Source organism: Microbispora catharanthi, from assembly GCF_006334915.2.
GTDB classification, from domain to species: domain Bacteria; phylum Actinomycetota; class Actinomycetes; order Streptosporangiales; family Streptosporangiaceae; genus Microbispora; species Microbispora catharanthi.
The window spans coordinates 422,180-445,429 of sequence record NZ_VDMA02000001.1; the positions used below are offsets into that span (position 1 = coordinate 422,180).

At 70.2% G+C, this 23,250-nt stretch carries 25 protein-coding genes; 13 read left to right on the forward strand and 12 right to left on the reverse strand.

From position 1 onward, the window contains the following. The first annotated feature begins 133 nt into the window (after positions 1–133). Positions 134–961, forward strand: coding sequence for a MerR family transcriptional regulator (locus FH610_RS01900; protein WP_139572454.1), 828 nt, complete (start codon positions 134–136; stop codon positions 959–961). Beyond that, complete coding sequence (locus FH610_RS01905; RefSeq protein ID WP_139572455.1) at positions 958–1,515, forward strand: GyrI-like domain-containing protein; 558 nt, start codon at positions 958–960, stop codon at positions 1,513–1,515. Before FH610_RS01900 ends, FH610_RS01905 begins: the two co-directional genes overlap by 4 nt. A gap of 10 nt (positions 1,516–1,525) precedes the next feature. Here FH610_RS01905 and FH610_RS01910 read toward each other — a convergent pair whose 3' ends face one another. Genes FH610_RS01910 through FH610_RS44155 form a run of 3 tightly spaced genes read right to left on the reverse strand, consistent with a single transcriptional unit; the run spans position 1,526 to position 3,485 of the window. Further along, positions 1,526–2,629: a tyrosine-type recombinase/integrase gene (locus tag FH610_RS01910; RefSeq protein WP_139572456.1), complete on the reverse strand. Its 1,104-nt coding sequence runs from the start codon at positions 2,627–2,629 to the stop codon at positions 1,526–1,528. 52 nt (positions 2,630–2,681) lie between these two features. Further along, positions 2,682–3,149, reverse strand: a complete 468-nt coding sequence (locus FH610_RS01915; RefSeq protein WP_139572457.1) for a ribosomal protein L7/L12 — start codon at positions 3,147–3,149, stop codon at positions 2,682–2,684. A 60-nt stretch (positions 3,150–3,209) separates the two neighbouring features. Then, the gene (locus tag FH610_RS44155; protein ID WP_240808697.1) at positions 3,210–3,485 is read right to left on the reverse strand and encodes a cupin domain-containing protein; all 276 of its coding nucleotides are present in this window, start codon (positions 3,483–3,485) and stop codon (positions 3,210–3,212) included. A gap of 155 nt (positions 3,486–3,640) precedes the next feature. Here FH610_RS44155 and FH610_RS43470 point away from each other — a divergent pair, with 155 nt between their 5' ends. Then, positions 3,641–4,036 (forward strand): hypothetical protein, encoded by a 396-nt coding sequence (locus FH610_RS43470; RefSeq protein ID WP_205825458.1) that lies wholly within the window; start codon positions 3,641–3,643, stop codon positions 4,034–4,036. Next, on the forward strand, positions 3,967–4,389 hold the full coding sequence (locus tag FH610_RS43475) for an EamA family transporter (protein ID WP_205825459.1): 423 nt from the start codon (positions 3,967–3,969) through the stop codon (positions 4,387–4,389). The genes FH610_RS43470 and FH610_RS43475 overlap by 70 nt, the downstream gene beginning before the upstream one ends. Positions 4,390–4,476: 87 nt before the next feature. On the opposite strand, the gene FH610_RS01930 is transcribed toward FH610_RS43475, so the two are convergent. Continuing rightward, positions 4,477–5,427, reverse strand: coding sequence for a DUF2218 domain-containing protein (locus FH610_RS01930; protein WP_338104510.1), 951 nt, complete (start codon positions 5,425–5,427; stop codon positions 4,477–4,479). Between the two features lie 117 nt (positions 5,428–5,544). Between FH610_RS01930 and FH610_RS01935 the strand changes: the two genes are divergently transcribed. Then, positions 5,545–6,144, forward strand: coding sequence for a winged helix-turn-helix domain-containing protein (locus FH610_RS01935; protein WP_161627882.1), 600 nt, complete (start codon positions 5,545–5,547; stop codon positions 6,142–6,144). On the opposite strand, the gene FH610_RS01940 is transcribed toward FH610_RS01935, so the two are convergent. Then, positions 6,072–7,418 (reverse strand): phosphotransferase, encoded by a 1,347-nt coding sequence (locus tag FH610_RS01940; RefSeq protein ID WP_139572459.1) that lies wholly within the window; start codon positions 7,416–7,418, stop codon positions 6,072–6,074. The two genes, FH610_RS01935 and FH610_RS01940, sit on opposite strands and share 73 nt — an antisense overlap. 171 nt (positions 7,419–7,589) lie before the next feature. On the opposite strand from FH610_RS01940, the gene FH610_RS01945 reads away from it, so the two are divergent. Together FH610_RS01945 and FH610_RS01950 are read left to right on the forward strand one after the other, a co-directional pair. Then, the gene (locus tag FH610_RS01945) at positions 7,590–8,090 is read left to right on the forward strand and encodes an ATP-binding protein (protein ID WP_205825460.1); all 501 of its coding nucleotides are present in this window, start codon (positions 7,590–7,592) and stop codon (positions 8,088–8,090) included. A 15-nt stretch (positions 8,091–8,105) separates the two neighbouring features. After that, positions 8,106–8,525 (forward strand): ester cyclase, encoded by a 420-nt coding sequence (locus FH610_RS01950; protein ID WP_161627883.1) that lies wholly within the window; start codon positions 8,106–8,108, stop codon positions 8,523–8,525. Positions 8,526–8,589: 64 nt separating this feature from the next. Here the strand turns inward: FH610_RS01950 and FH610_RS01955 are convergent, their stop codons facing one another. Further along, on the reverse strand, positions 8,590–9,357 hold the full coding sequence (locus FH610_RS01955) for a group II truncated hemoglobin (RefSeq protein ID WP_139572461.1): 768 nt from the start codon (positions 9,355–9,357) through the stop codon (positions 8,590–8,592). Positions 9,358–9,450: 93 nt separating this feature from the next. Further along, on the reverse strand, positions 9,451–10,329 hold the full coding sequence (locus tag FH610_RS01960) for a LysR family transcriptional regulator (RefSeq protein WP_139572462.1): 879 nt from the start codon (positions 10,327–10,329) through the stop codon (positions 9,451–9,453). A 130-nt stretch (positions 10,330–10,459) separates the two neighbouring features. On the opposite strand from FH610_RS01960, the gene FH610_RS01965 reads away from it, so the two are divergent. Continuing rightward, the gene (locus FH610_RS01965) at positions 10,460–11,704 is read left to right on the forward strand and encodes an MFS transporter (protein ID WP_205825461.1); all 1,245 of its coding nucleotides are present in this window, start codon (positions 10,460–10,462) and stop codon (positions 11,702–11,704) included. A 39-nt stretch (positions 11,705–11,743) separates the two neighbouring features. Here FH610_RS01965 and FH610_RS01970 read toward each other — a convergent pair whose 3' ends face one another. Both FH610_RS01970 and FH610_RS44165 read right to left on the reverse strand, forming a co-directional pair. Then, on the reverse strand, positions 11,744–12,664 hold the full coding sequence (locus FH610_RS01970) for an alpha/beta hydrolase (protein ID WP_139572463.1): 921 nt from the start codon (positions 12,662–12,664) through the stop codon (positions 11,744–11,746). A gap of 217 nt (positions 12,665–12,881) precedes the next feature. Then, positions 12,882–14,633 (reverse strand): nitroreductase/quinone reductase family protein, encoded by a 1,752-nt coding sequence (locus tag FH610_RS44165; RefSeq protein WP_338104511.1) that lies wholly within the window; start codon positions 14,631–14,633, stop codon positions 12,882–12,884. Positions 14,634–15,118: 485 nt separating this feature from the next. On the opposite strand from FH610_RS44165, the gene FH610_RS01985 reads away from it, so the two are divergent. The 3 genes from FH610_RS01985 (at position 15,119) to FH610_RS01995 (ending at position 17,522) form a co-directional block, all read left to right on the forward strand. Continuing rightward, positions 15,119–15,874, forward strand: coding sequence for a dienelactone hydrolase family protein (locus FH610_RS01985; protein ID WP_139572464.1), 756 nt, complete (start codon positions 15,119–15,121; stop codon positions 15,872–15,874). 392 nt (positions 15,875–16,266) lie between these two features. Continuing rightward, positions 16,267–16,692 carry a VOC family protein gene (locus tag FH610_RS01990; RefSeq protein ID WP_205825514.1) on the forward strand — a complete coding sequence of 142 codons (426 nt, stop codon included), beginning with the start codon at positions 16,267–16,269 and terminating at the stop codon, positions 16,690–16,692. A 218-nt stretch (positions 16,693–16,910) separates the two neighbouring features. Further along, the gene (locus FH610_RS01995; RefSeq protein WP_139572466.1) at positions 16,911–17,522 is read left to right on the forward strand and encodes a nucleotidyltransferase domain-containing protein; all 612 of its coding nucleotides are present in this window, start codon (positions 16,911–16,913) and stop codon (positions 17,520–17,522) included. A 308-nt stretch (positions 17,523–17,830) separates the two neighbouring features. On the opposite strand, the gene FH610_RS42635 is transcribed toward FH610_RS01995, so the two are convergent. Then, entirely contained in the window at positions 17,831–17,971 is a 141-nt protein-coding gene (locus FH610_RS42635) for a hypothetical protein (RefSeq protein WP_161627884.1), read from the reverse strand. Positions 17,972–18,421: 450 nt separating this feature from the next. On the opposite strand from FH610_RS42635, the gene rsgA reads away from it, so the two are divergent. Both rsgA and FH610_RS02005 read left to right on the forward strand, forming a co-directional pair. Further along, complete coding sequence (gene rsgA / locus FH610_RS02000) at positions 18,422–19,498, forward strand: ribosome small subunit-dependent GTPase A (RefSeq protein ID WP_139572467.1); 1,077 nt, start codon at positions 18,422–18,424, stop codon at positions 19,496–19,498. Between the two features lie 485 nt (positions 19,499–19,983). Then, a complete protein-coding gene (locus FH610_RS02005; protein ID WP_205825515.1) occupies positions 19,984–20,496 on the forward strand; it encodes a GNAT family N-acetyltransferase in 513 nt (170 codons plus the stop codon). A 206-nt stretch (positions 20,497–20,702) separates the two neighbouring features. On the opposite strand, the gene FH610_RS02010 is transcribed toward FH610_RS02005, so the two are convergent. Then, positions 20,703–21,575, reverse strand: a complete 873-nt coding sequence (locus FH610_RS02010; RefSeq protein WP_205825462.1) for an SAM-dependent methyltransferase — start codon at positions 21,573–21,575, stop codon at positions 20,703–20,705. 34 nt (positions 21,576–21,609) lie between these two features. Further along, entirely contained in the window at positions 21,610–23,235 is a 1,626-nt protein-coding gene (locus tag FH610_RS02015; RefSeq protein WP_139572468.1) for an FAD-dependent monooxygenase, read from the reverse strand. Positions 23,236–23,250 lie beyond the last annotated feature (15 nt).

Consider the following 23,250-nt stretch of genomic DNA (forward strand, 5'->3'; position numbering starts at 1 on the left):
TTCTCCTTCTTCCTCACGCGGCCCGTCGTCGCCGCTCCCGCCCCTGGGACGGAGCCGGCACCGCGTTCTCGACACCCCGCGCGACATCTTTCCAAGAAATCCCGCGGTGGACTCTCCCACTGGGGGAGAGGCCATGCTGGGGCACGTGAACGACGACCTCCTGTCGATCGGGCAGTTCGCCCGCCTCGCCCGGCTCAGCGTCAAGCAACTGCGCCACTACGCCACACTCGGCCTGCTCGAACCCGCCTGGATCGACCCCGCCAGCGGCTACCGCTACTACCGGACCGCCCAGGCCCGCGACGCGCTCGTCATCGGCCTGCTGCGCTCCCTTGACGTCCCGCTGCCCGTCGTCGCGGAGGTGCTGTCCCACGCCGGCGAGGGAGAGGACGCCCGGGGACGGGACTCCGCGGCTGCCGCGCTCGCGCGGGTCAGGGACGACCTGGAGGCCGAACTCGCCCGGCGCAGGCGCACCCTCAAGAGCCTCGAACACATCCTCACCACGGGCCTGCCCGGCGCCGAGGTCACCATCGTCACCGAACCCCCGCGCCCCGCGATCGTCGTCCGCGACCTGGCGGCCACCCCCGAGGACATCGGCCGTGCCACCTCCGCCTGCGTCGCCCGGCTGATGGCCGCCGAGCCACCCGCACCCGCCCTCGTCGGACTGTTCCCGCTCGACTACGGCGAGTCGATCCTCGTCGCCGTCGCCCTCACCGGCACCGGCCTGCCGCGGGTGCCCGGCGCCGACCCCGAGATCCTGCCCGGCGGGACGTTCGCCACCGCCGCCCACGTCGGCCCCTACGACCAGATCTCGCTGACCGCCCACGCTCTGCTCACCTGGTGCGCGGAACGCGGGCACGCCCCCACCGGCCCCCTCCGCGAGGCATACGTATCCGACCCCGCGACCACCCCGCCCGAGCGGCTGGTCACCCACCTGATGATCCGACTGGAGGACGAAGAATGAACTGGTATTCCGCCGCCGACACCCCCGAACTCGCCGAGTTCGGCCCCGTCACGGGACTCGGCGTCACCGGACGCGGCGCACCCGGCGGGCCCGCGCACCTCGCCGCGATCACCGCCCTGTACACCGTCGCGGGACCCCTCACCGGCCTCGCCGGGGGACTGCCCATGCCCGTGCTCGAAGGCCGCTGGTGGGTTGAGGACACCACCCGCCCTCCCCTCGACGTTCCCAGGGACGAATGGCACTGGCACCTGTTCCTCCGCCTGCCCGCCGCTCTCGACCCCGCCCTCGCCGAACAGGCCCGTGAGGCCGCCCGCCCCGCCCCTGGCATCGACGCCGTCCAGCTCGTCACCTTCACCGACGGGCGGTGCGTCCAGATGACCCACCACGGCTCCTTCGCCGAGGAACCCAAGTCGCTCGCGCTCATGGACGAGTTCATGCGCGCCCACGGCCTCGTCCCGGCCGGCCTCCACCACGAGATCTACCTGAGCGGAGTCCAGGAGACCGACCCCACGGCCATCCGCACCATCCTGCGGCAACCCGTGCGCAGCGCCTGAACACCCTCCGTCAGGAGTCCGGCCCGGCCTGGTCGTTCCGCCCGGCCTGGCCGCGCCGGCGGCGTAGCAGCGGATGCGACCCCATCGCCACCTCCAGCTCCCCGGGCAGGTCGTCCCGGTAGCGGCCGAGCGTCGACAGATCGCTGTGGCCCAGCACCCGCCGCACCGCGTCCATGTCGGTGCCGTCCGCCAGCAGGTGCGTCGCCGTCGTGTGCCGTAACCCGTGCGGGGTCACCGCCCGGCGCCGCCCGGGATCCACCTGCCGCTGCACCCGGTCGATGACCGCCTGCACATCGCCCCGCGCCAGCCGCCTGCCCCGCCACGACAGCAACAGCGCCTTCTCGCCGTCCCCGCCCGCCCGCACCCCCAGGTACGCGTCGAGCGCCGCCGCGACGGCATCGGGCAGCGGAACGTCACGGGTGCGCCCGCCCTTGCCGAAGATCCGCCAATAACGCACCCCGTCGTTGGTGTAGAAGTCCTCCACGTTGGCCCGCACCAGCTCCGACACCCGCGGGCCCAGCGTGGTCAGCAGCAGCACCACCAGCGCGTCACGCACGTCCGTCCGCTGGTCGGCCCGCCTGCGGCGCCCCGCGCCGGAACCGGTCGCCTCCGCGGGCGGCGCGGCGGGGGAGCCCGCCGCCTCGATCAGGCCCTCGGCCTGCTCCCGTGTCAGCGCCCGGCGCTCCGGCCGCAGCCCGCCCCGCTCCCGCGCCCGCACCGACGAGGCCGCCATCGGATCCAGATGCACCCAGCCCGCCGACGTGGCGTGCCGGAACAACGCCGACACCGACCGGCGGAACCTCGCCTGCGACGCCGCGCTCTGCCCGGTGTCCTTTCCCGTGCTCTTCCCCGTGCTCTTCCCCTGGCCGTCGCTCTTCCTGCGCTCGTCCGGCTTGCGCGCGAAGGCCAGCAGCACCGCGTCCACGTCCTCACCGGTCAGGTCGTCCAGCACCCGGTCCGGCCCGGCAAGCCGTACGAACGTGGCCACGTCCCGCGCGTAGACCTCGGCCGTGGCGGGCGACAGCGCACCGGTCACCGTCTTGGCCCGGACCAGCTCCACATAGCGGTCCCCGGCCTCCTGCACGGTCAGCCTGTTCACCTGTACGGGCAGCATGATCGACACCGTACCGAGCCGCACCGACAGCAAACGCCGCGGCGGCGGTCTCCTACCCCTCGCCGCCCTCCGCGTCGACGGCGTCGATCGCGTCGACGAACCGCTCGGCCTCCGACTGGCCCATGCCCGTCTCGCCGCGCACCAGGAACACCGCCTGCTCGCCGCGTCCGGCCGCCTTCAGCTCCCGCACCCGCGACGCCAGGTCGGGCCGCGCGTGACCCGGGGCCACCGGCAGCGGCCGCCCGGAGGCCAGGGCCTCGGCCAGGTCCTTGGCCTCTTTCAGGCCAAGCCCGGTCTGCTCGCGGATCAGCTTGATCGCTTCGATCTTCTTGTTGTCGGCGTACAGCTCCCGCACCCGGTGCTGCAGGTCGGCCGAGACCGGCGGCAGCAGGCCGGGGCTGCGCCACGCCAGCGGCCCGGCGGGTCGGGCACCGGCCCGCACGGCGGCGAGCCCCACACCGAGAAGCGCGATCACGATGACGGCGAGGACCGACAGCTCGAACGGACCGATGTTAGGCATGCGGTGATCGTAAGCCCCGCCCCAAGGAACAGTCAGCCCCTCCGGCTCCTGGCCGGTGCGTCAGGCGGGGCCGGGAGGCAGGTGGACGGTCATGATCAGGCTGCAGGTTCCGGTGCCCGAGGCGCGGTAGACGTGCGGGGCGTCGGCGTCGCACGTGGCGGTCTGCCCGGCTTCGACGACGTGCTCCGCGCCGTCGACGACCAGGGTCATCCGGCCGGAGGTGACGCTGACGGTTTCCACGACTCCGGCCTGATGGGGGTGGCTGCGGTATTCCTCGCCCGGTTCCAGCCGCCAGCGCCACACCTCGACGGGGGCCGGGCCTGAGGTCGTCAGCATGAGCCGCGCCTCGCCGCCCCGTTCTCCGGTCCACAGAGGTGCCACGGCGTCGGCGGCCACGACGCGGACGCGACCTTCGGGCGGTCCCTGCAGCGTACGGGTGCGCCGATTTCCTCGGCGGTCTTGGCGCCCGTAAGGCTCATGTGCTGCGCACCGTGGTGATCGCAGCCCCGGCCAGTCTCGCGGTCGAACTGCTGCTGTGGCCGTTGCTCGGCGCCTCGTTCAGCGCCGCGGCCCTCGGCTGGGGTGCCGCGTCGGGGGTCGCCTCGGCGGCCGCGTTCGCCCTGCTCTACCGCACCCTGGCGATCGGTCCGATGAACGTGCTGTCGCCCGTGACCGCGCTGGTGTCGGCCATGCTGCCCGTCGGCGCCGGCCTGCTGCAGGGCGAGCACCTGGCCGCCGCCGGGCTGGCAGGTCTGCCGCTCGCGCTGGTGGCGGTGGTGCTGGTCAGCGCCGGACACGGCGCGGACACGGCGCGGACATGGCGCGCCCCTCGCGTACCGCGCTGCTGCCGGCGTTCGGCGCGGGCGCCGCCATCGCCCTTCAGCTGATCTTCTTGCACCAGACGCCGTCCGGCAGTGGCGTGGCTCCGCTGATCGTGGGCCGGGCGGTCTCCTCGGCCGTCACCCTGGCCGCGGCGGGGCTGATGCGCCGCAAGCTGGGCGGCGAACGGCCCGCGTACGCGATGTCGGTGGCCGCGGGTGTGCTGGACTCGGTGGCGAACCTGCTGTTCCTGCTCGCCGCCCGCACCGGGGACCTCGCCGTCGTCACCGTCGTCACCGCCCTCTACCCGGCGGGCACGGTCCTGCTCGCCCGCGGCGTGCTCGCCGAGCGTATCCACCGCGGCCAGCTCGTCGGCCTGGGCGCCGCCGCCGTCGCCGTCAGCCTCCTCGCCCTGGCCTGAGCACGCCTGCGCGGCCGGTCGACGCCCGCGCCCGCCGGGGAGGCCGGCATCGGGGTACGCCACGCCCGATCCCGGCCTCCCTGCGGGTCAGCCGACCCGCCGGGCGATCGTGACGCCGTCGCGCACCGGCAGCATCACCGACTCGACCCGGCTGTCCTGTGCGATCGTGTCGTTCAGGCGGCGTACGGCCACCTGCGCGTCCCCCTGGAAGGCCGGGTCGAACACGCGCCCGCCCTGGAACACGTTGTCGAGCACGACCAGGCCGCCGGGACTCAGCCGCGTCACCACCTCCTCGTAGTAATCCGGGTAGCTCACCTTGTCGGCGTCGATGAAGGCGAAACCGACGACCGGCTCGGCCGGAAGCGCGCGCAGCGTCTCCAGCGCCGGCCCGATCCGCAGGTCGATACGGTCGGCCACCCCCGCGCGCTCCCAGTAGTTCCTGGCGATCGACGTCCACTCCGTGCTCACGTCGCACGCCAGCAGCCGCCCGTCCGGCGGCAGCCCCCGCGCGATGCAGATCGAGGAGTAGCCGGTGAACACCCCCACCTCCACGGCCAGGCGGGCGCCCGACATCCGCGCCAGCATCGTCAGCAAGGCGCCCTCGTCGTGCGAGACCTGCATCCCGGCCGCGCCGCCCGTCTCCTCCCGAGTCCTGACCACCAGATCCCGCAGCACCTCGTCCACAGGAGAGCAGTGCGTGAGCAGGTAGTCGTCCACGACGGGGGACAGGGCCCACGCCGCGTCACCCCCGACCGGCGGCGACCAGTCGACCACGAGCTCCTCCTGGGTGGCGAACCGCAGCAGGTGACGGGTGACCACGTCCCGCACGCCGAGCAGCGCCTCCTCGACAGCCGCGGTCGCGATCATCTCGAACCCGCCGCCGTACGGCCGCAGCACGCAACGCCCGGACCGCAGCTCGATCACCGCCCGGCCGTCGCCGCCGAGCACGGTCTCCACCTTGTGGCCCATGTGCGACACGAGCTGCTTGATGTAGCGCTCGGGCCTGTCGGTGACGACGTACGCCGTCGAATGAGGCATCGGCTTCCTCCATCTGACACATCAAGCGTCGAGACTTTTCGACGCTTCCGGCCCGGCGATTCTGCTGGCCCGCCCGCCCGTTTGTCAAAGCATCGACGATCCTCGACACTTTCCCCCGTGAACGACGAGACGACGACGGGGGAGCACTCCGCCACACCCCCGCACGAGCCCGACCTCTTGGAGCTACGTACCCCCGCCCAGTTCAAGGCTCTCGGCCACCCCGTCCGTCACCGCATCGTCAACCTGCTCCGCCAGCGCCCCGCGACGCTCGGGGAACTGGCCGCGGCACTGCGGGCCGCCAAGGGCACCATCGGCTACCACGTCCGCGTCCTGCGCGAAGCCGGCATCGTCCGCCTCGCCGCCACCCGGCACGTACGCGGCGGCACCGAACAGACCCTCGCCCTGGTCAGCCGGGGCTTCCGGCTGCACGAGGAGGCCGCGGCCGGCCCCGACTTCCTCGTCAGGGCCGCCCTCGCCGAGATGCTGCCCGCCCGGCCCGGACAGGCCGAGCACACCCTGCTGAACCACCTCTGGCTCACCCCGCAGGAAGTCCACGCGCTCATCGCCCGTCTCCGCGACCTCCTGCCCCCTCCCGGCCGTACCCCGCCCCCCGGCGGCGAGCCGTACGGGCTGCTGCTGTCGCTCTACCCCGCCGACATCCCCACCCTGCCGCCCTGCCCCTCCGACGAAAGCGCCGCCAGGAACAGCACCTCATGACGCGCGATATGCGCACTGTCGGTGAGATACAGCAGATCGTGCCCCTCCGCGACATGAGCGGCGAACGCCTCGTGACCCGCCGCCGCCTCCGCACGCATGTGGGCGACCAGATGCTCCAGCCGCGCCCGCGCGGTCCGCGTCAGCGCCTCCCGGTCCTTCACTCCAAGCCGGTAGGCATCGGCGAACACACGCAGCCGCCGCGCCTGCTCCTCCACCCCCGGAGCGCTCTCGTCACGGCCGGGATCATGCAACGGCACAAACCGGTAGGCGGCATAGGCCACATCCCACACCCGCGGCCCCGGATGCGCGGTGTCGAAGTCGATGAACGCCACCGGCCGCCCCTCCCGGAACACGCAGTTGTACGGCGCCACGTCACCATGGCAGACCACCTCGGCCGGAACCCGCGGCGGAAAGTACCACTCGCCACCCTCCGGAGGCGCGAAACCCACCGTCGCGTCGTGATAGTCCCGCAGCAACGCCCCGACCTTGGCCAGCGCCTCATCCGTCATCGCGTACGCAGGCAGGGGATAGTTCGGCACCACACCCGGGAGGAAATCCAGCACCTCCCGGCCCTCGCCGTCGCACCCGTGAGCTCTCGGCGCGCCGCCGAACCCGGCCGCCGCCAAATGGTCCAGCAGAGCGTGCACCGCCGGCGTCCACCGGCGGGCCGGCCGGCGCACCGTGCCCCCGACCCGCACGATACGGTTGACCCCACCCCCGGTCAGCTCCTCCTCGCGCCCCTCGGGCAAACGCGTTGCGGCCGGACCGGCGAGCGCCGCGCGCAGCCTCTCCGCGAGGTCGGCCGCCTGCCGCGGCGACCACGGGATCACCCCGTTCTCCGTCATCAGCGCGTGGAACTGCTGCCGCTCGTACGGAGTCCCGGGCGGCAGCGGCGCGATGTGCCAGTGCAGGTGGGCGTTGCCCTGCCCGCTGCCCAGTGACAGCAGATACGTACGCTCCGAGGGGACGACCGCCTCGACCGCCAGGGCGACCCGGCGCACCGTCCGCATCAGCCGCACGTACGCCTCCTCGTCCAGGTCGCGAACCACATGCTCGACGTGGGCCTTCGGCGCCACCAGGACCTTCCCCGGCAACGTGGGGTAACGGTCGAGAAACGCGATGTGAAGATCGTCTTCGAACACGACCTGTTCGAAGACGTACGCGGGGTCGCCCGCCACCACCGCGCAGACGAAACAGGGACCACCCCTGACACGCCGCACATACGCGGCGACATCGAAGTCTTCCCTGGCATGGGGGAGCGGCCCATCCGACATGCCGTGATCGTACGAGACCCGGCGCGGGGAATGCCGTTGCACGGCCAGGGGAGCGGCGGCGACACTCCCGAAGTGGCCGATCACCCGCCCCCGGACGGACGTGCCGGACCAGAGCGCGGCCCCCTGCCCCAACCGGGACCTCACCGGGGGAGGATGAGGTATGACCCCGGCGTGGAAGTCGCGGCCATGACGAGCCGGGAGGTCGCCGTCCTCATCGGGCTGCAGGCGTCCGGCAAGACCACCTTCTACCGGCAGCGCCTGGCGGCGACGCACGCCCACGTCAGCAAGGACAACTGGCCGAACGCCCGCCACCGGCAGCGACGCCAACTCCGGGTCATCGCCGAGACACTGGAGGAGGGGCGGAACGTGGCCGTGGACAACACCAATCCCTCCCCGGAGGAGTGGGGCCCGCTCATCGTCGCGGCGAAAGAACACGGCGCCCGGGTCGTGGCCTACTGGTTCCCTCCCGACCTCACCGCGTCCCTGGACCGCAACGCGCGGCGACCCGGCCGCGCGCGGGTGCCCGAGGTCGGCGTCCACGCCACGGTGAAACGCCTCCGCCGCCCACGCCCGTCGGACGGATTCGACGCGATCCACACGGTGACCTTCGACGACCAGGGCGGCTTCACCGTACGAGACGAAAACGCCCCTTCCGAGGGCATCCATCGATAGGGGAGGATCGACATCGTGGGCGAAGCCCGCCGGGTGCGAGACAGGTACAACGCCGCGTTCAATGCGCACGACATCGACGCGCTGCTCGGCACGGTCAGCCCTGACGGGGCGTTCCTCACCCCGGAAGGCATGGCCGAGGGCCGTGAGGAACTGGGCTCCTACCTGGAGGAGTTCTGGGCGGCCTTCCCGGACGTGCACACGGTGGTCCTGGAGTCGTTCGACGTCGACGACATGACGGTCGACGAGCTGGTGCTCATCGGCACCCACAAGGGGCGTTACCTGGGACCGGGCGGCAGGGTCGTCCCGCCGACAGGCCGTCCGCTGAATCTCCGCTGCTGCTATGTCTGCGCCATCGAGAACGGGCTGATCGTCAGCCTGCGCCTCTACTTCGACCAGCTGGAGCTGCTGGCCCAGCTCGGCGTGCCGCTCACGTGACCCACCGCGTCGATGTCCGACACCGCCCCGGCGGGGATCGACGACCCCCGCCGGCCTCGTCGGATCACGACGTGGGGGAGTAGGGCGGGGCCACACCCCAGCCCCAGCGGGGAACGGGAGCCTGCTGCGGAGGGCGGGCGCCGGGCTGGGAGTTGGCGAACGCGAGGCGGGTGCCCCACTCGATGTAGCTCGCGAAGGCGGCGCGGAACTCGGGGTCCGCCGGCAGACCGACAACGTCGGCCGCGTCCATGAGGAGATTCACCCATCGGCGGCGCTGAGGTTCGGTGATGGCCTTGCCGAGGTGCTGGACCAGCATGTGGTGGTAGCCGCCCCGCTCGTCGGTGTAGCGGGACGGCCCGCCGAAGACCTCCGACAGCCACATCGCGACGTACTTGGGGTGTCCCGGGTCCATGTGGGCGAAGAGGGGACCGATCAGATCGTCCTTGAGAACCTGCTCGTAGAACGTCTCGGTGAGCCGCTCGAACGCCTCGGTGCCACCCGCCCAGTCGTACAGGCTCGGGACCGAGGAGCCGGTGCCGCGCACGGCGGTGCGCTCGTAGTGCCGCATCTCCTCGATCTGCCGGACGTAGGGTTTGATCGCGGAGAAGAACGCCCCGAAGTGCTCGCCACCGCGGAAACCCTGCAGGTGATCATCGGCCGAGGTCCACGTGATGCGCAGGATGTACCACTCGGGCTCATCCACGCACCGGGACAGTTCGTAGTCCACACACTGCGGCGCGGCCGCCAGGGGAACCGCGGCACGTTCGTAGGCGGCCTCGAACTCTTCCGCGTCCTGCTGGTCGATCCGGTAGCGGATGTACTCGACGATCATGTGAGCATCGCCCCGGAGGCCGCGCTGTCGAAGGATAAGATCATGATTGCATTGTAATCATGTAACTCCCATCGGGTGCGCAGGCGACGACCGTCACGCGGAGTCCGCGGGATCAGCGCGAATCAGCTCAAGGAAGGCCATGGCCGCCGGGGACGGCCGGTTGTCCCAGATCAGGTGCTCCACCCGCATGGGAGCATCGCGAAGACGAATGACGCGCAGGTCGGGAAAGCTCGGCGCGTACGCGGCAGGCAGCATGCCCACGCCGAGGCCCTGCCGCACCAGGTCGACCATGAGCTCGGCGGACGACACCTCGAAAGGCACCTCACGTCGCACCCCCGCGGCCGCGAAGGCCTCGTCCGACTGCGCTCGACCGGCCGCGCCGACGCGGAAGTCGATGAACGGTTCGTCCGCCAGGCTCCGCAGATCCACCTCGTTCTCCACCCGGTGGTAATCGGGCGCGACCACGGCGACCAGCTCGCCTCCGCCGAGGCGGCGACTCTGGACGCCCTTGGGTTCCGCACGCGGCGGCAGGCCGAGGAACGCGACGTCGACGCCACCCTGCCGGACCCGCTCGACCAGCTCATCACTGCCCGCCGCGGCGAGCGTGATACGCACCCGCGGATAGCGCCGACGATAGTCCCTCAAGGCGGCCGGCAGGTCGACGGCCGCCACCGTGGGGATGGTGCCGACGGCGAGCCGCCCGCGGATCTCCCCGGCGGCGGCCGCCACCTCGGCCCGCGCGCGGTCCGCGGCCTCCAGACACTCCCGGGCCGCGGTGAGGAACGCCTCTCCGGCCGGCGTCAGCCGTACACGCCGGCTGGTCCGCTCGAACAACCGCGCGCCCAGCTCCCGCTCCAACGCGGCGATCTGATGACTGAGCGCCGACTGCACCACACGGCAGCGCTCGGCCGCCCGGGTGAAGTTCCTGGTCTCCGCGACCGCCACGACATACCTCAGCTGCTGCAGCTCCACCCGACCATAGTGAATCACGATCGATACCGATGAAAAGTATGTGTTGGACTCATCGATCGAGCGTCGCGCACCCTTGTCGATGCGGGCGGCCGTTGAGCTCGCGGACGATCAACCATCAGAAAGAACAAAATTGGTCACCTACGACACACGCGCGCACTCGACCTTGAGAGCATGGCTCGGCGTCGCGGCCATCACCGCCAGTCTCTTCGTCTTCCTCACGACCGAGCTGATGCCCGTCGGCCTGCTCACTCCGATAAGCGCAAGCCTGCGCATATCCGTGGGCACCGCCGGGCTGATGGTCACTCTGTACGGTGTCTCAGCCGGGCTCGGCGTGCCCTTCATCGTGGCATGGACCAGGCGCGTCAACCGACGCGTCCTGCTGTCCACACTCCTGGCGACACTGACCCTGGGCAACACGATCACCGCCATCTCGCCGAACTATCCGCTGGTCCTGACGACACGGCTCATCATGGGCTTCGCCAGCGGGGTGTTCTGGGCCATAGGCGTGAGCATGGCGATGCGCCTTGTTCGGGAACGCCACGCGAGCAGGGCAGCCGCGATCGTGATGTCCGGAATCTCGATCGCCGCGGTCGTGGGCATACCACTGGGAACAGTCCTGGAAAGCCTCACCAGCTGGCGAACCACGTTCCTGATCTGGGCCGGCCTCAGCGCGCTGGTGTTCCTCGCGGTCGTCGCCGTCGTTCCATCGCTGCCGTCGACGAACGCGGTCTCGGCGCGGGAAGTCTTCGGGCTCCCGCTGAAGAACGTGCCGCTACGTCTGGTGCTGTTCACCGTCGTACTCTTCGTGCTCGGCCATTTCGGCGCGTACACGTTCGTGCGCCCCTATCTGGAGCAAAGCGCGTCCGCCACGCCCTTCTTCATCACCGCGGCGCTGATGGTCTACGGCGCGGGAGGCGCGGCCGGGAACTTCGTCGCCGGATACACGGTGAACAGAAATCCGCGGGGCAGCTTCATCGTCGGCTGCGCGGGACTCGTGACGTCCCTGCTGTTGCTGCTCACGATCGCCCACGGGCACGCGGGGTCGATCATCACGCTGATCCTGTGGGGCGTTTCCTTCGGCGTCGTCCAGCTCTCCCAGGTCAACATGACGCAAGCCGCCGCGCCCGACACCTTCGAAGCCGCGATGTCACTCAACACCATGGCATACAACACGTCCATCGCCCTCGGGGCGCTTTTCGGCGGACTGTTCGCCGATCATCTGGGCGTCACGAATGTCGTCTGGTTCGGTGTGGCGCTGACAGCGGCTTCGCTGCTCCTCACACTCGGCACCCGCCGTAAGACCTCGTACACCGTCCCCGACGATGCGTCGGCGCCCACCCGCGAGCACGAACAGGCGGCGCCGGACCTGACCTGACCCGCACGGTGGCGGCGGCGGCCCAGGGCGGGGCCGGTCCTATTCCGGCGTGGGCGCCGCGCCCGCGGTGCGAACGCGCTGACCGAGGAAGAGAGCCGCGCGGTCCAATGCCTCGTCCGCCTCGTCCAGGACACCGGCGAACGACTGGAACACGTGCGGCACGTCGGCGGTGATGTCCAGGATGACATCCACTCCGGCCGCCCTGGCGCGCGCGGCCAGGCGCGTGGAGTCGTCCAGCAGGATCTCATTGGTGCCCACCTGGAGCAGCATCGGGGGGAAGCCGGTCAGATCGGCGAGGACGGCCGGGCTGAGCAGGGGCTGGTGCGGGTCGGCTCCGGCGAGGTACATGGCCCCGGTGTGTTCGACCGCCTCACGGGTGAAGATCGGGTCGAGTCCTTCCTTGGTGTCCATGCTCTCGCCCGTCCGGGTGGCGTCGAGGCCCGGAGAGAACGCCACGATGGCGGCGGGCAGCGGAAGACCCGCGTCGCGGGCGGCGAGGCAGGTGGTGACGGTGAGGCCGCCGCCCGCGGAGTCGCCGACGAACGCGATCGTCGAGGGATCTCTGCCGCTGTCGAGGAGGGCGCGGTAAGCGCCCAGGGTGTCTTCGATCGCGGCCGGGAACGGATGCTCGGGGGCAAGCCGATAGTCCACCGAGTAGGCCCCGAAGCCAGTCTTGGCCACCAGGTTTCCCGTCAGCGACAGGGCCGTCTCAGGAGAGCCGAAAACCCAGCCGCCGCCGTGGAAGTACAGGATCGTCCCGGCGCGGCGCCCGTCGTCCGGCTCGACATGCAGTGCGGGCCGGGCGCCCAGCGTCGTCTGCGTGACGCGGATGTCGCCGGGCACGATCATCTGGGCCATCATCGCCTTGAATCCGGCTCGGATCGCCTCGACCGAACGGGGGCCACCGGGCCGGGGCTGTCGCATCATCGCGTCGATCTGAGCGCGCTGCTCCTTGCTCATGGGTGTACTCCCGCCGTAAGTAGCTTCCACTGCACTATATTCCTTGGAAACTATATCGAGCGGTGACATGGTCGGTCTCCCGGGCTTCTTCTTCAACCCCGCAAGAGACCTGGGTCCCGAGGTGACCGCCCGAGCAGCCGCGATTCTCGAACGTCCATCTCGGGATGGGACGCTGAGCCGTGTTCTGCTCGGGCGATCAGGGGCGTCTATGCGCTGATCAGCGCGACCTCGTGCCCCCTGCCCGGGTTTCAGCGACCCAGTCGGTGAGGCGGCGCAGGAACGTCAAGGCGATGGGGGGTGGGTCCTGTGCCATCACGCTCGCGTGAAACGCGTGCGGCATGCCCTCATACAGGTCGAGGGTCACGTCGACGCCGGCGGCCGAGGCGGCTGCGGCGAAGCGACGGGTGTCGTCCAGCAGCACCTCTGCGGTGCCGGCCACGAGCAGGAGCGGAGGCAGGCCGTGCAGATCGCCGTGCAGCGGAGACTGAGGAGCCTGATCGGCGCGGGCCCCCGCCAGATACTGGGCGGTGACGTGTTCGGCGACACGGCGGTTGATCACATCCCGGCCGTCGTTGGTGTCCAGGGATTGGCTGGACAGGGTCAGATCGGTCAGCGGGGAAACCGCGACGGCCGCGCCGGGTAGGGGATCGCCCGCTTGCCTGAGCGCCAGCAGTGCCGACAGGACGAGCGTGCCACCCGACGACTCGCCGCACACGATGATGCGATCGGCGGGAACTCCTTGCTCCAGCAGGCTCCGGTAGACGGCCACGACGTCGTCCAAGGCGGCGGGATACGGATGGGCGGGGGCCAGGCGCTGGTCCACCCTGAACGCGGGACGCCGGGTGGCCTGAGACAGGCGGCAGGCCATGAGAGGCTCCAGCGTCGGCTGGGAATGTTCGAAGCCGCCTCCGTGCACGTACAGCGTGACGCCGTCCTCGGTGGCCGACCCTCCGGCGGCGCTGACCCACTGTCCTGGTACGCCTCCGGTATGAGCGAGCGCGGGCCTCACGTCGGCGGCGAGCGCCGGGGTGCGGGTGACCAGAGCCCGGATCGTGGCCGTCACGGCAGCGTGGTCGTCGGAGGTGGCGGGGATGCGCGTGACGTTCAGATGATCCTCGTGCCGGGGCGGCAGTGCGTTCAACAGGGGGACCAGGTGCCGTTCTTCATAGGAGAGATGGTTTTCGATCTGCGCGACGAGCCGGTCCACCTCGGTCAGCAGGTCGGCCGGTCCCGCTGAGAGCAGCTTCTGCAGGTCGTCGAGGAGGTGGTCCAGGACCGCGTGCTCGGCGTGCAGACGGTCGAGGACCGCGTCGAGTTCGGGGTGGCGGTCACGCAGGTGCGGAAACAGCTGGCCGCTTTCCGCGGTGTGGTGGTGGCGCAGCCCACCGCACACGGCCAGGCAATTGACCCGCAACTGCGCGCCCACACGCGGGCCCGAGACGGCGGCGTCGGCGCGGATCAGGGCCAGTTCCCGCCGGAAGCCGTCGTGGATCGCCTTAAGCACCTCGCCTTCCGGAAAGTCCGGGAGGGAACCGGAGAGCGGAGTCAACGCGACGACGGGCAGGACGCGGCCGGACTTCGCCTGATAGCCGGCCCAGCCGGAGTCCGCTTCCACCGCACGGGCGAAGAGCCGCTCGCGTTCCTCGCCTTCCAGAACAGCGGCCTCGGCCTCGATCGTGAAGACGCCTGTCTCCACGGTGACGTGGGGGTCGGCACGCACATTGTGATACCAGGCCGGGTGGTGTGGCGCACCGCCGGCCGAGGCGATGACCAGCATGCGACCCCCCTCGTCATGCAGGTAGCCGAGGGGGACGGTGTGGCGGACTCCCGAGCGGGCGCCGGTGGTGGTCAGGAGGAGCAGCCTGGCTCCCTCGAAAGGGCCGCCCACTTTTCCGCGGTTCGCGCGGAATTCCTGAATGATCTGCTGATTGAAGTCGTACGGCATTCTCTGCTTTCTTGTTTCGGGCATGGCGAATCGACCGCGTCGCCCAATGAGGGCCCGCGGTTATGAATGAATGACGGAAACGCGCACGGCAAAGGGGCGGTACGGCGGCGATTTCGCCGACGCCGAGGGGTCTGCCGATACGCGGGCGCGCCGATACGCGGGAAGAAGAATTCCGAATCAGGAGGTCGGAGATGCGGCGGGCCTCGCGCCCGCCCGGCCCTCACGCCGTGGCCGGGTGCCTCACTCGCTTGTGGCCCATGGCCGACCCGGCAGTCATGGTTTTCACGTTATCGTCACCTCAGGAACGTGGCAACACCACATCTGTACCCATTCGTGACGCGGTGGGGGAGGAGCCCTGCCTTGCGAGATCCGTGATAAGTTCGCCATCGCCGCGCATCGCTGCGAACTAAGGAGGTGAGACCGATCAACGCTGTGACAGGTCGGGGCTCCCTCCTTCGCATGGCCTAGGGGAGTGCCCGCAGTAGGCATTCCGAAAGGCGTGAATCGCATTGCGCTTCATCTCTGAGACGTCGTCCGACGGCGTCCGCGAACAACTCTTCACCCTCGATGAGGTCCCTGGCGCGCTCTGGACGCCGGAAGGCGCCGCCGGTGCTCGTCCCCTCATCCTGATGGGACACGGCGGCGGCCGGCACAAGAAGGACCCCGACGTCGTGGCCTGGGCGCGTCGCTTCGTGGTCGAGTGTGGTTTCGCGGTGGCCGCGGTGGACGTGCCCGGCCACGGCGACCGGCCGAAGGACGAGAGGTACGACAAGATCGCGATCGAGAACCAGGCTCGTGTGGCGGCCGGGGAGGAGCCGGCTCCGCTGATCGCCGGTTTTCAGGCGCTCGTGGCTCGCCAGACCGTCCCGGAGTGGCGGGCGGCGCTGACGGCGCTCCAGCGTCTTGAGCACGTGGGCGTCGGCCCGGTGGGCTACTGGGGTGTGTCGTTGGGGTGCGGGCTCGGCGTTCCGTTCGTCGCGGCCGAACCCCGGGTCCGTGCGGCGGTGCTGGGCCTGGGCGGGGCGCTGGCAGCGGCCGAGGCCGCGGCGCGGATCACCGTGCCGGTGGAGTTCCTGCTGCAGTGGGACGACGAGCGGGTGCCGCGGGCCCAGGGCTTGGCACTGTTCGACGCCCTGGCCTCGGTCGAGAAGACGCTGCACGCCAACCCCGGCAAGCATGGGGAGATCCCCGAGTTCGAGACCGACAGCACCCTACGGTTCTTCGAACGGCACCTCGGTCAGGGCCGCCGCCTCGACACTCCTTGATCAGATAGGCAAGCGGGGGAGCGTTGTGCCGGCGATCTGGATCGGCCGAGGGGACCGAGATCACCGGAGCGAGCCGGCCGGGCCGCAGATAGATAGCCAAGGTGTTCGCACCGCATGCCCGGCATCCTCATGCGGTGCGAACAGCTGCGGGGTCATCGACAGAGAGACCGAACATGACCGTCCATACCAGACAGAATTCACCTTCTGTCCGGTATGGGAGTGAATAGGGGTCTTTGTCGTATCAGAGGAGGGGTGGGCGCCCGGGGGTGACGGCCAGAAGCAAGATCTTGAGATCCGGGGTGTCGAGAATCTGGCGCCGGCTCCGTCTCAGGTACGCCAGTGGCCACGACGGGCCCGCGCGACAAAGGAGGACCACCATGACGATTCAGCGGATGGACAACGTCGGCATTGTCGTCGACGACCTTGAGGCCGCCATTGCGTTCTTCGTAGAACTCGGCATGGAGCTGGAGGGTAAGGGCCGGATCGAGGGGCGTTGGGCGGCACGTCTCGTCGGGCTCGACGACCAACGAGTCGACGTCGCGATGATGCGGACCCCGGACGGCCATGGGCGAATCGAGCTGGCGAAGTACCACAGGCCGACGGCGATCAGCGGCGTGCCGGAGGACGCCCCGGCGAACACGCTGGGCATTCGCCGCATCATGTTCGCCGTCGACGACATCGACGACGTCATCGCCCGCCTGCGCACCCGGGGCGCCGAACTCGTCGGCGAGGTGGCGCAGTACAAGGACGCCTACCGGCTCTGCTACATCCGCGGCCCCGAGGGCATCGTCGTCGCGCTGGCCGAGCAGATCGACTGACGACCCCGTCGCGGCAACAGCACAGAGATGGTGTCACGTGCACCTCGAAGGGCGTTCCGAAACCCCAGGCCATCCGCCCTTTGAGGCCCCTTCCGGCATTGCTCGATAATGAACATTATGTCAAGTTGGCCTCTTCGGCCACTCCTCTCCGCTCTGGCGAATGCCGGCGACTCGCCAAGCGGACCGCGTTCAGGCCGGCCAGGGAGACAAAGCACAGCATGAGGACGATCGTTGCTCCGTATGGGCGTTGGGAACCGGCGACGCCTGCGCAAGTCGCCTCGCTCCTTTCCGCGATGCCGTGTCCATGGTGGGTCGCCGGCGGGTTCGCTATCGAACTCGCCGTCGGCCATCACATCCGTGATCACGGGGACGTCGCCGTGGTGATGCTGCGCCCGGATCAGCACCACCTCTGCGGCGCCCTGCGTGGCTGGGAGTATTGGGCGGCCGACCCACCGGGTGTCCTGCGTCCCTGGGAGCCCACGGAAAGCCTTGCTGGTCCCGTACACGACATCTGGTGCCGCCCCGGGCCCGATGAACCGTGGCGGATCCAGGTGATCCTCGATGAGACGAGCAACGGCCAGTGGGTATCGCAACGAGATCCCGGCATCCGCCGCGCAATGGCCGAAATCGGGAAGATCAGCTCGGACGGTATCCCCTACCTCGCGCCCGAGATCCAGCTGTTCTACAAGGCCAAGCAACCTCGGCCGAAGGACCAGATCGACTTTCTCGCGGTCCTGCCCCACCTCGCCACGTCACAACGACGTTGGCTCAGCGAAGCCCTGACACACAGTTTCGGCACGCACCCCTGGCTTGATCAGCTCGCGTGCTAGCCCGGGCGCGATCGGCAACCTCTGCACGTCCACCCGCACGTCGCGCAGTGGGGTTGGGCGCGACGGTCGTCGTCACCATTGCACCGGAGGACATCGGGGCCGACGACGAGTTCAGCGGCGAGCGACTACTCCCCCTGTTGCCTATAACTGATCGCTCGTGGGCGATCCGGGACAATCCGATTCACCAGCGTCCGCGTGCCTGCGCGAGGCCGGTGCGCACGAGGAGGATCCGGTGCCGGTGCGGCACCCCTCGGTGCGAGTGGCGGATCCGGCGACTACAGCGTGACCACACCCCTCTCCCCCGCTGTTCAGCCGCTCGCGCCCGCGTGCATGAGCGCGACGTACCCCTCCTCCAGCGAAGGCTGACCGGTACGGCGCGAGGTGCCGGAGGTGGCCAGCGCCGCGCGCTTGGCGTCCCAGTCGGTGGGGACGCCGATGCGGGTAGTCATGAACGTGCAGCCAGTGGCGCCGAACCCACCATCCGATACGGTCCGATCGCTGCCCGGTAGGCGATCGCGGCCGGCGCAAATCGGGAGGTGGCGGCACGCCTAAGCCACGTGCTCGGCCTACACCCGATCGTCCGGTTTCACGTAGTCGGTGGTCGGAGGCGTCTAGTTAGTGGTGGGAGGCGTCGGCGGATAAGAGTGTTAACGGCAGCGGTACAACTGATCCTGGTCGGGGTGCTAGGCTGCCGTTCGTTCAGTATTGGATCGGCGTGGGAGGGAGGTGAGGTTTGATGACCGCGGTGAAGACCGCTGCCATGCGCAGCGCCCGGACCAACCTCACGTCCCGGGCCCCGGTCTGACCTACTTCTTCCCCCAGCCTTGAGCCATCGGGCTCGCCTGGCGGGGTGATGTCCGCGTCTCGTCGGGGCCCCTTCTCCGCAAGGGTCTCTCACGTTGTCATACACGTACACTGATCCATCCGGCCTGTCCCGGTATGGGTGGACCGGCGCACTCGACCAAACCTTCACCGAGCACTACGAAGCGGGCCTCGTACCGGCCCGGATCTCCCGGGTCGATCGCGGCCTGTGCACGGCGATCACCACGTCGGGCCCGATGAGGGCCACGTTCGCCGCGCCGCACCGGCCCGACCCGCTCCTGACGCCCTGCACCGGCGACTGGGCCGCGTTGCGCCCGGGCGCCGAGCCGCACCTGGTGGCGCTGCTGCCGCGGCACAGCGCGATCGTGCGCTCGTCGGCGTCCAGGTCCTCCCGCGAACAGGTGCTCGCCGCCAACGTCGACATGGTCGTCATCGCCCTGTCCCTGGCCACGCCCCTGGACGCGGCCAAACTGGAGCGGCTGCTCGCCCTGGCCTGGGAGAGCGGGGCACAGCCGTTGATCGTCTTGACCAAGGCGGACCTGGCCCACGATCCCGAAGCCGTTCACGCCGAGGCCGAAGCGCTGGCACCCGGCGTGGACATCCTGGTCACCAGCGTCGCCACCGGTCACAACATCGACGTGCTGGCCGCGATGATGCACGGCACCACCGTGCTGCTCGGCCCCTCGGGCGCGGGCAAGTCCACCCTCGGCAACATGCTGCTCGGCGAGGAACTGCTGGCCACCGGCACGGTACGAGAGCAGGACGGCAAGGGCCGCCACACCACCGTCCGCCGCGAGCTGCTCCCCCTGCCCGGCGGCGGGGTCCTCATCGACACGCCCGGCCTGCGCGGGATCAGCCTGCACGACGCCGCCGACGGCCTGGAGCAGGTCTTCGCCGAGATCGAAGAACTCGCCGCGTATTGCCGCTTCGGCGATTGCTCCCACGACACCGAGCCAGGATGTGCGGTGCAGGCCGCCATCCAGGCGGGTGAACTGCCCGAACGTCGCCTGCGCAGCTACCACAAGCTGCAACGGGAGAACGCCTGGGCGGCCTCACGAACCGATGCCCGGCTGCGCGAAGAGCGCGTCAACCGGCAAAAGGCCATCACCGGTCACCTGCGTGCCACCTACAGGTTCCGGGACCAGCAGCCATGACCGGCCGCATCCCACCGATCTCCCCGACCGCTCATGACGAGAGCTTCGACCTGATCTCGGCCGAAGGATCCGCGTACTTCATCGGCTTCGACACCGCGCTGCGCTCCTGGCGGCGGCTGCTCGCCCCAGGCGGCCGGCTGGTCGTCACCGAATGCGAATGGAGCGCTGACTCCCCATCCGCCGAAGCCCGCGCGTTCTGGGATCAGGCGTATCCGCTACGCACACGAGAGCACAACATCGCCACGGCGCACGCCGCAGGGTACGCCGTCGCCGCGCTGCATACACTCCCCGACCGCGACTGGTTCGAGGAGTACTACACGCCGCTGTCACAGCGCGCCCACGCGGCCGACCCGGCCGTACCCGGGATGCGCGAGGCGGTCGCGGCCACCCTGCAAAAGATCACTATGCGCCGCGAGCACGGCGCGGACTACCAATACACCGGCTATGTCCTGCATCCGCAGAAGGACAAGGAGACGAGCCCGATCATGACCTCTTCCCTCACCACCCGTCCCGAGAGCGCCGGCGACGTCGCCATCATCCGCGACATCAACCTTGCCGCCTTCCCCACCCCGCTCGAGGCCGACCTCGTCGAGGCGCTGCGGGCCGACCCGCAGGCGTGGCTGCCCGGCCTGTCCTGGCTGGCCGAGGCCCCCGGCGGCGAGCTCGCCGGATACGCGCTGCTCACCCGCTGCCACGTCGGCGACTCACCCGCCCTCACCTTGGGCCCGTGCGCCGTCAAGCCCGAACATCAGCAGCGGGGCGCGGGTTCCGCCGCCATCCGCGCCGCTCTGCAAGCCGCCCGTGAGCAGGGCGAGAACCTGGTGCTCGTGCTCGGCCACGCCGAGTACTACCCGCGCTTCGGCTTCACCCCGGCCTCCGGATTCCGCATCCGCCCGCCGTTCGACGTCGAGGACAAGTACATGATGGCGCTCGCCCTCGACCCTGAACGGCCCGTCCCGAGCGGCGTCATCCGCTACCCGGCGGCGTTCGGCGTCTGATCTCCCGCTCCTTTGACTGCGGCGAACGGCCCTCAGCGCGGCTGGGGGCCGTTCGACCGTCGCGAAAGTCGATGGTCGTGCACTCCCAGACCCTGCGCGTCTCGGCCTCGGAGGTGCACGCGATGATCGAGGGCGCGGTGCGGCACCACCATGAAGGCCGAGGGCAACGCGAGCTCGGTCTCGATGGTTGGCACGTCGAGGGCCTCTTAGCGAGGTTTCGGGAGGTGTGCCGTGGCCAGCCAGCCGCGGCCGGCGGCGGCGCGGGCGGGATCGAACGCGGGTGGAATCGGGCGTTTGCAGGCGGCCGTGGCCTCGGCGATGTCCGTCACGGCGGGCTGCCAGCCGCGGCGGGTAAGCCAGGCATTGAGGTTCTCGGTGGGGCCGCCGCGCCACAGGTCGACGAGTTCGGCGGAGATGTCCGCGCGGGCGCTGCGGAGCAGCTCGGAGTCCTTCATGTGATCCAGGGCGAGCATGCTTGCTGGGGCGGAGAGGGTGGTGATCCGGTCGAGGAGCAGGTCGGCGGCTTCGGGCGGAAGCGCGTACAGGATGCCCTCGGCCAGCCAGGCGGCCGGCCGCTCCGGGTTGAAGCCGGACTCCGTCAGCGCGCGCGGCCAGTCCTGGCGCAGGTCGGTGGCGACCTCGACGCGGTGGCACGCGGCGGTCGCGCCGCGGTCGTCGAGTACGGCTGCCTTGAATGCGAGCACGTCGGCGAAGTCCAGCTCGAAGACCTTGGTGCCGGGGGGCCAGGCGAGTCTGAACGCGCGGGCATCCATGCCGCACGCCAGCAGGACCACCTGCTCGCATCCTCGTTCGGCGGCTTCCAGTAGCGCGCGATCGAGGAACTGGGTGCGGACGGCGACCTGCTCGGCCATGACCTGCAGGAAACGTGCGGTCGCCGGAGAGGCCCCGGCGGCCCAAGGGCTGAACGCCGGATCGACGGCCTGGAGGAAGTGCCGTGCGTAGGGGTCGTCGAACAGCCGGTCCGGTCGGCTGCTCTCCTGGGCGCGCAGGAGAGCCACGCCCAAGGCGGTCGCGCCGATTCCGGACAGGCTTTTGGGGACGGTCGGTTCTTGCGTCACGGGGTTGTCCAGCTCCTCTTCTTGACAGGTGGTGTCACGGGCGGGCGCCCAGGGCGCGGAAGTAGTCGCTCACGGGTGCGAAGTCGACGCTGTCGCCGCGGAAGCCGACGTACTTGTCCGGGCGGATCAGGTACAGGCTGGGGCGGCGCACGCCGTAGCGGTTGTGCGCCTCGCTGCGCAGGTCGGCGAAGACTCCGTCCATGGGCTCGTGCGGCAGGTGGCCGCGGGTGATGACATGGACCTCGCCGTGCCCGGCCATCGCCTCGTGTGCGGAGACACGCCAGGCGGCCAGGGTGGCGGAGTCCGTCGTGTCCGCCGCGAACAGGACGAGGTGGTGGCCCGGCGTCCGGAGGATGTGACGGAGCGCCACCGGCCCCTCACGGTTCTCAACGTAGACGTCCCGCACCAGCTCGCCGGCTTCCGGTCCGGTACAGGCGATGTCACTCCACGCCCTGGCCTGCGACTCGTGCCAGCGTTCGAAGACGAGGTCACTGTCGCGATAGTGGACGAGGTGTTCGCCGAAGGCGTTCGACAGCCGCTGCTGCACGGGATTGAGCCGGCCGAACAGGCGCAGCGCGTGCCGCCTGGCTCTGCGGGCGACCAGCGTGCTGCCGGTGGCGGCCTTCGTGGTGGCCGAGGTCGCGTCGACCACGGCCTTGACCACGGGCCAGCGTTCGGCCTCGTAGCTGTCCAGGAGGGACTCCTCGGCGCGCCCGGTGACGACGAGCGCGAGTTTCCAGCCCAGGTTGTAGGCGTCCTGCATGCCGGTGTTCATGCCCTGGCCGCCCACCGGGCTGTGGCTGTGCGCGGCGTCGCCGGCCAGGAGGATCCGGCCCTGGCGAAGCCGGTCGGCCAGGCTCTCGCGGGCCACGAACGACGAACTCCACTGCAGATCGCGTACGCGAGAGTCCAGGGGTGTGCGTTCGGCGACGTAGGCGGCGAAGTCGTCCAGCCCTGGGGTCTGCGGCGGCTGGTCGTCCGGCGTGCTGGCCAGGATGCGCCAGTAGCCCCCGATCATGGGGAAGACGGCCACGAGGCCGGACTTGCCGAAGTAGACATGGAAGCGGTCCCGCGTGAGCGGCCAGTCCACGGCGACGTCGCCCAGGATGAACCCCCGCTTCAGGTCGGCTCTCTCCCGGGTGATGCCCGCCGTCTCACGCACGGCGCTGTGGGCGCCGTCAGCGCCGATCAGCCACCCGGTTTCGCATCGTTCGCCGCGACCGTCCTCGTGGCCGAGTTCCACGCTGACGCCGTGCTCGCCGGCCTGCTGCCCGACCAGGCGGGTGCCCCATTCGATGACGACTCCGAGTTCCTCGGCGCGCTCGCGCAGCAGCGCGACCGTCTGCCATTGCGGGATGCACAGGTCCAGCGGGAACGGGGAGTCCACGGCCGTCACGTCCATCTCGGCCAGGGCCGTCGTGCCCTGGTAGAAGTTCAGCGTGTGCAGCGGGACGCCTCGTTCGATGGCGGCTTGGGCCAGCCCGAGATCGTCCAGCATCTCCAGCGATCTCGCCACGATCGACACCGCCCGGCTTTCCCGGTGGTCCGCGCGCCCAGCGTCGATGATGCGCGGGATCACTCCCCGCCGTGCCAGGTCGATGGCCAGGACCAGGCCGGTCGGCCCCGCGCCGACGATGAGAACGTCCGCTTTCGTAGTCATGAACTCACCTTCTTA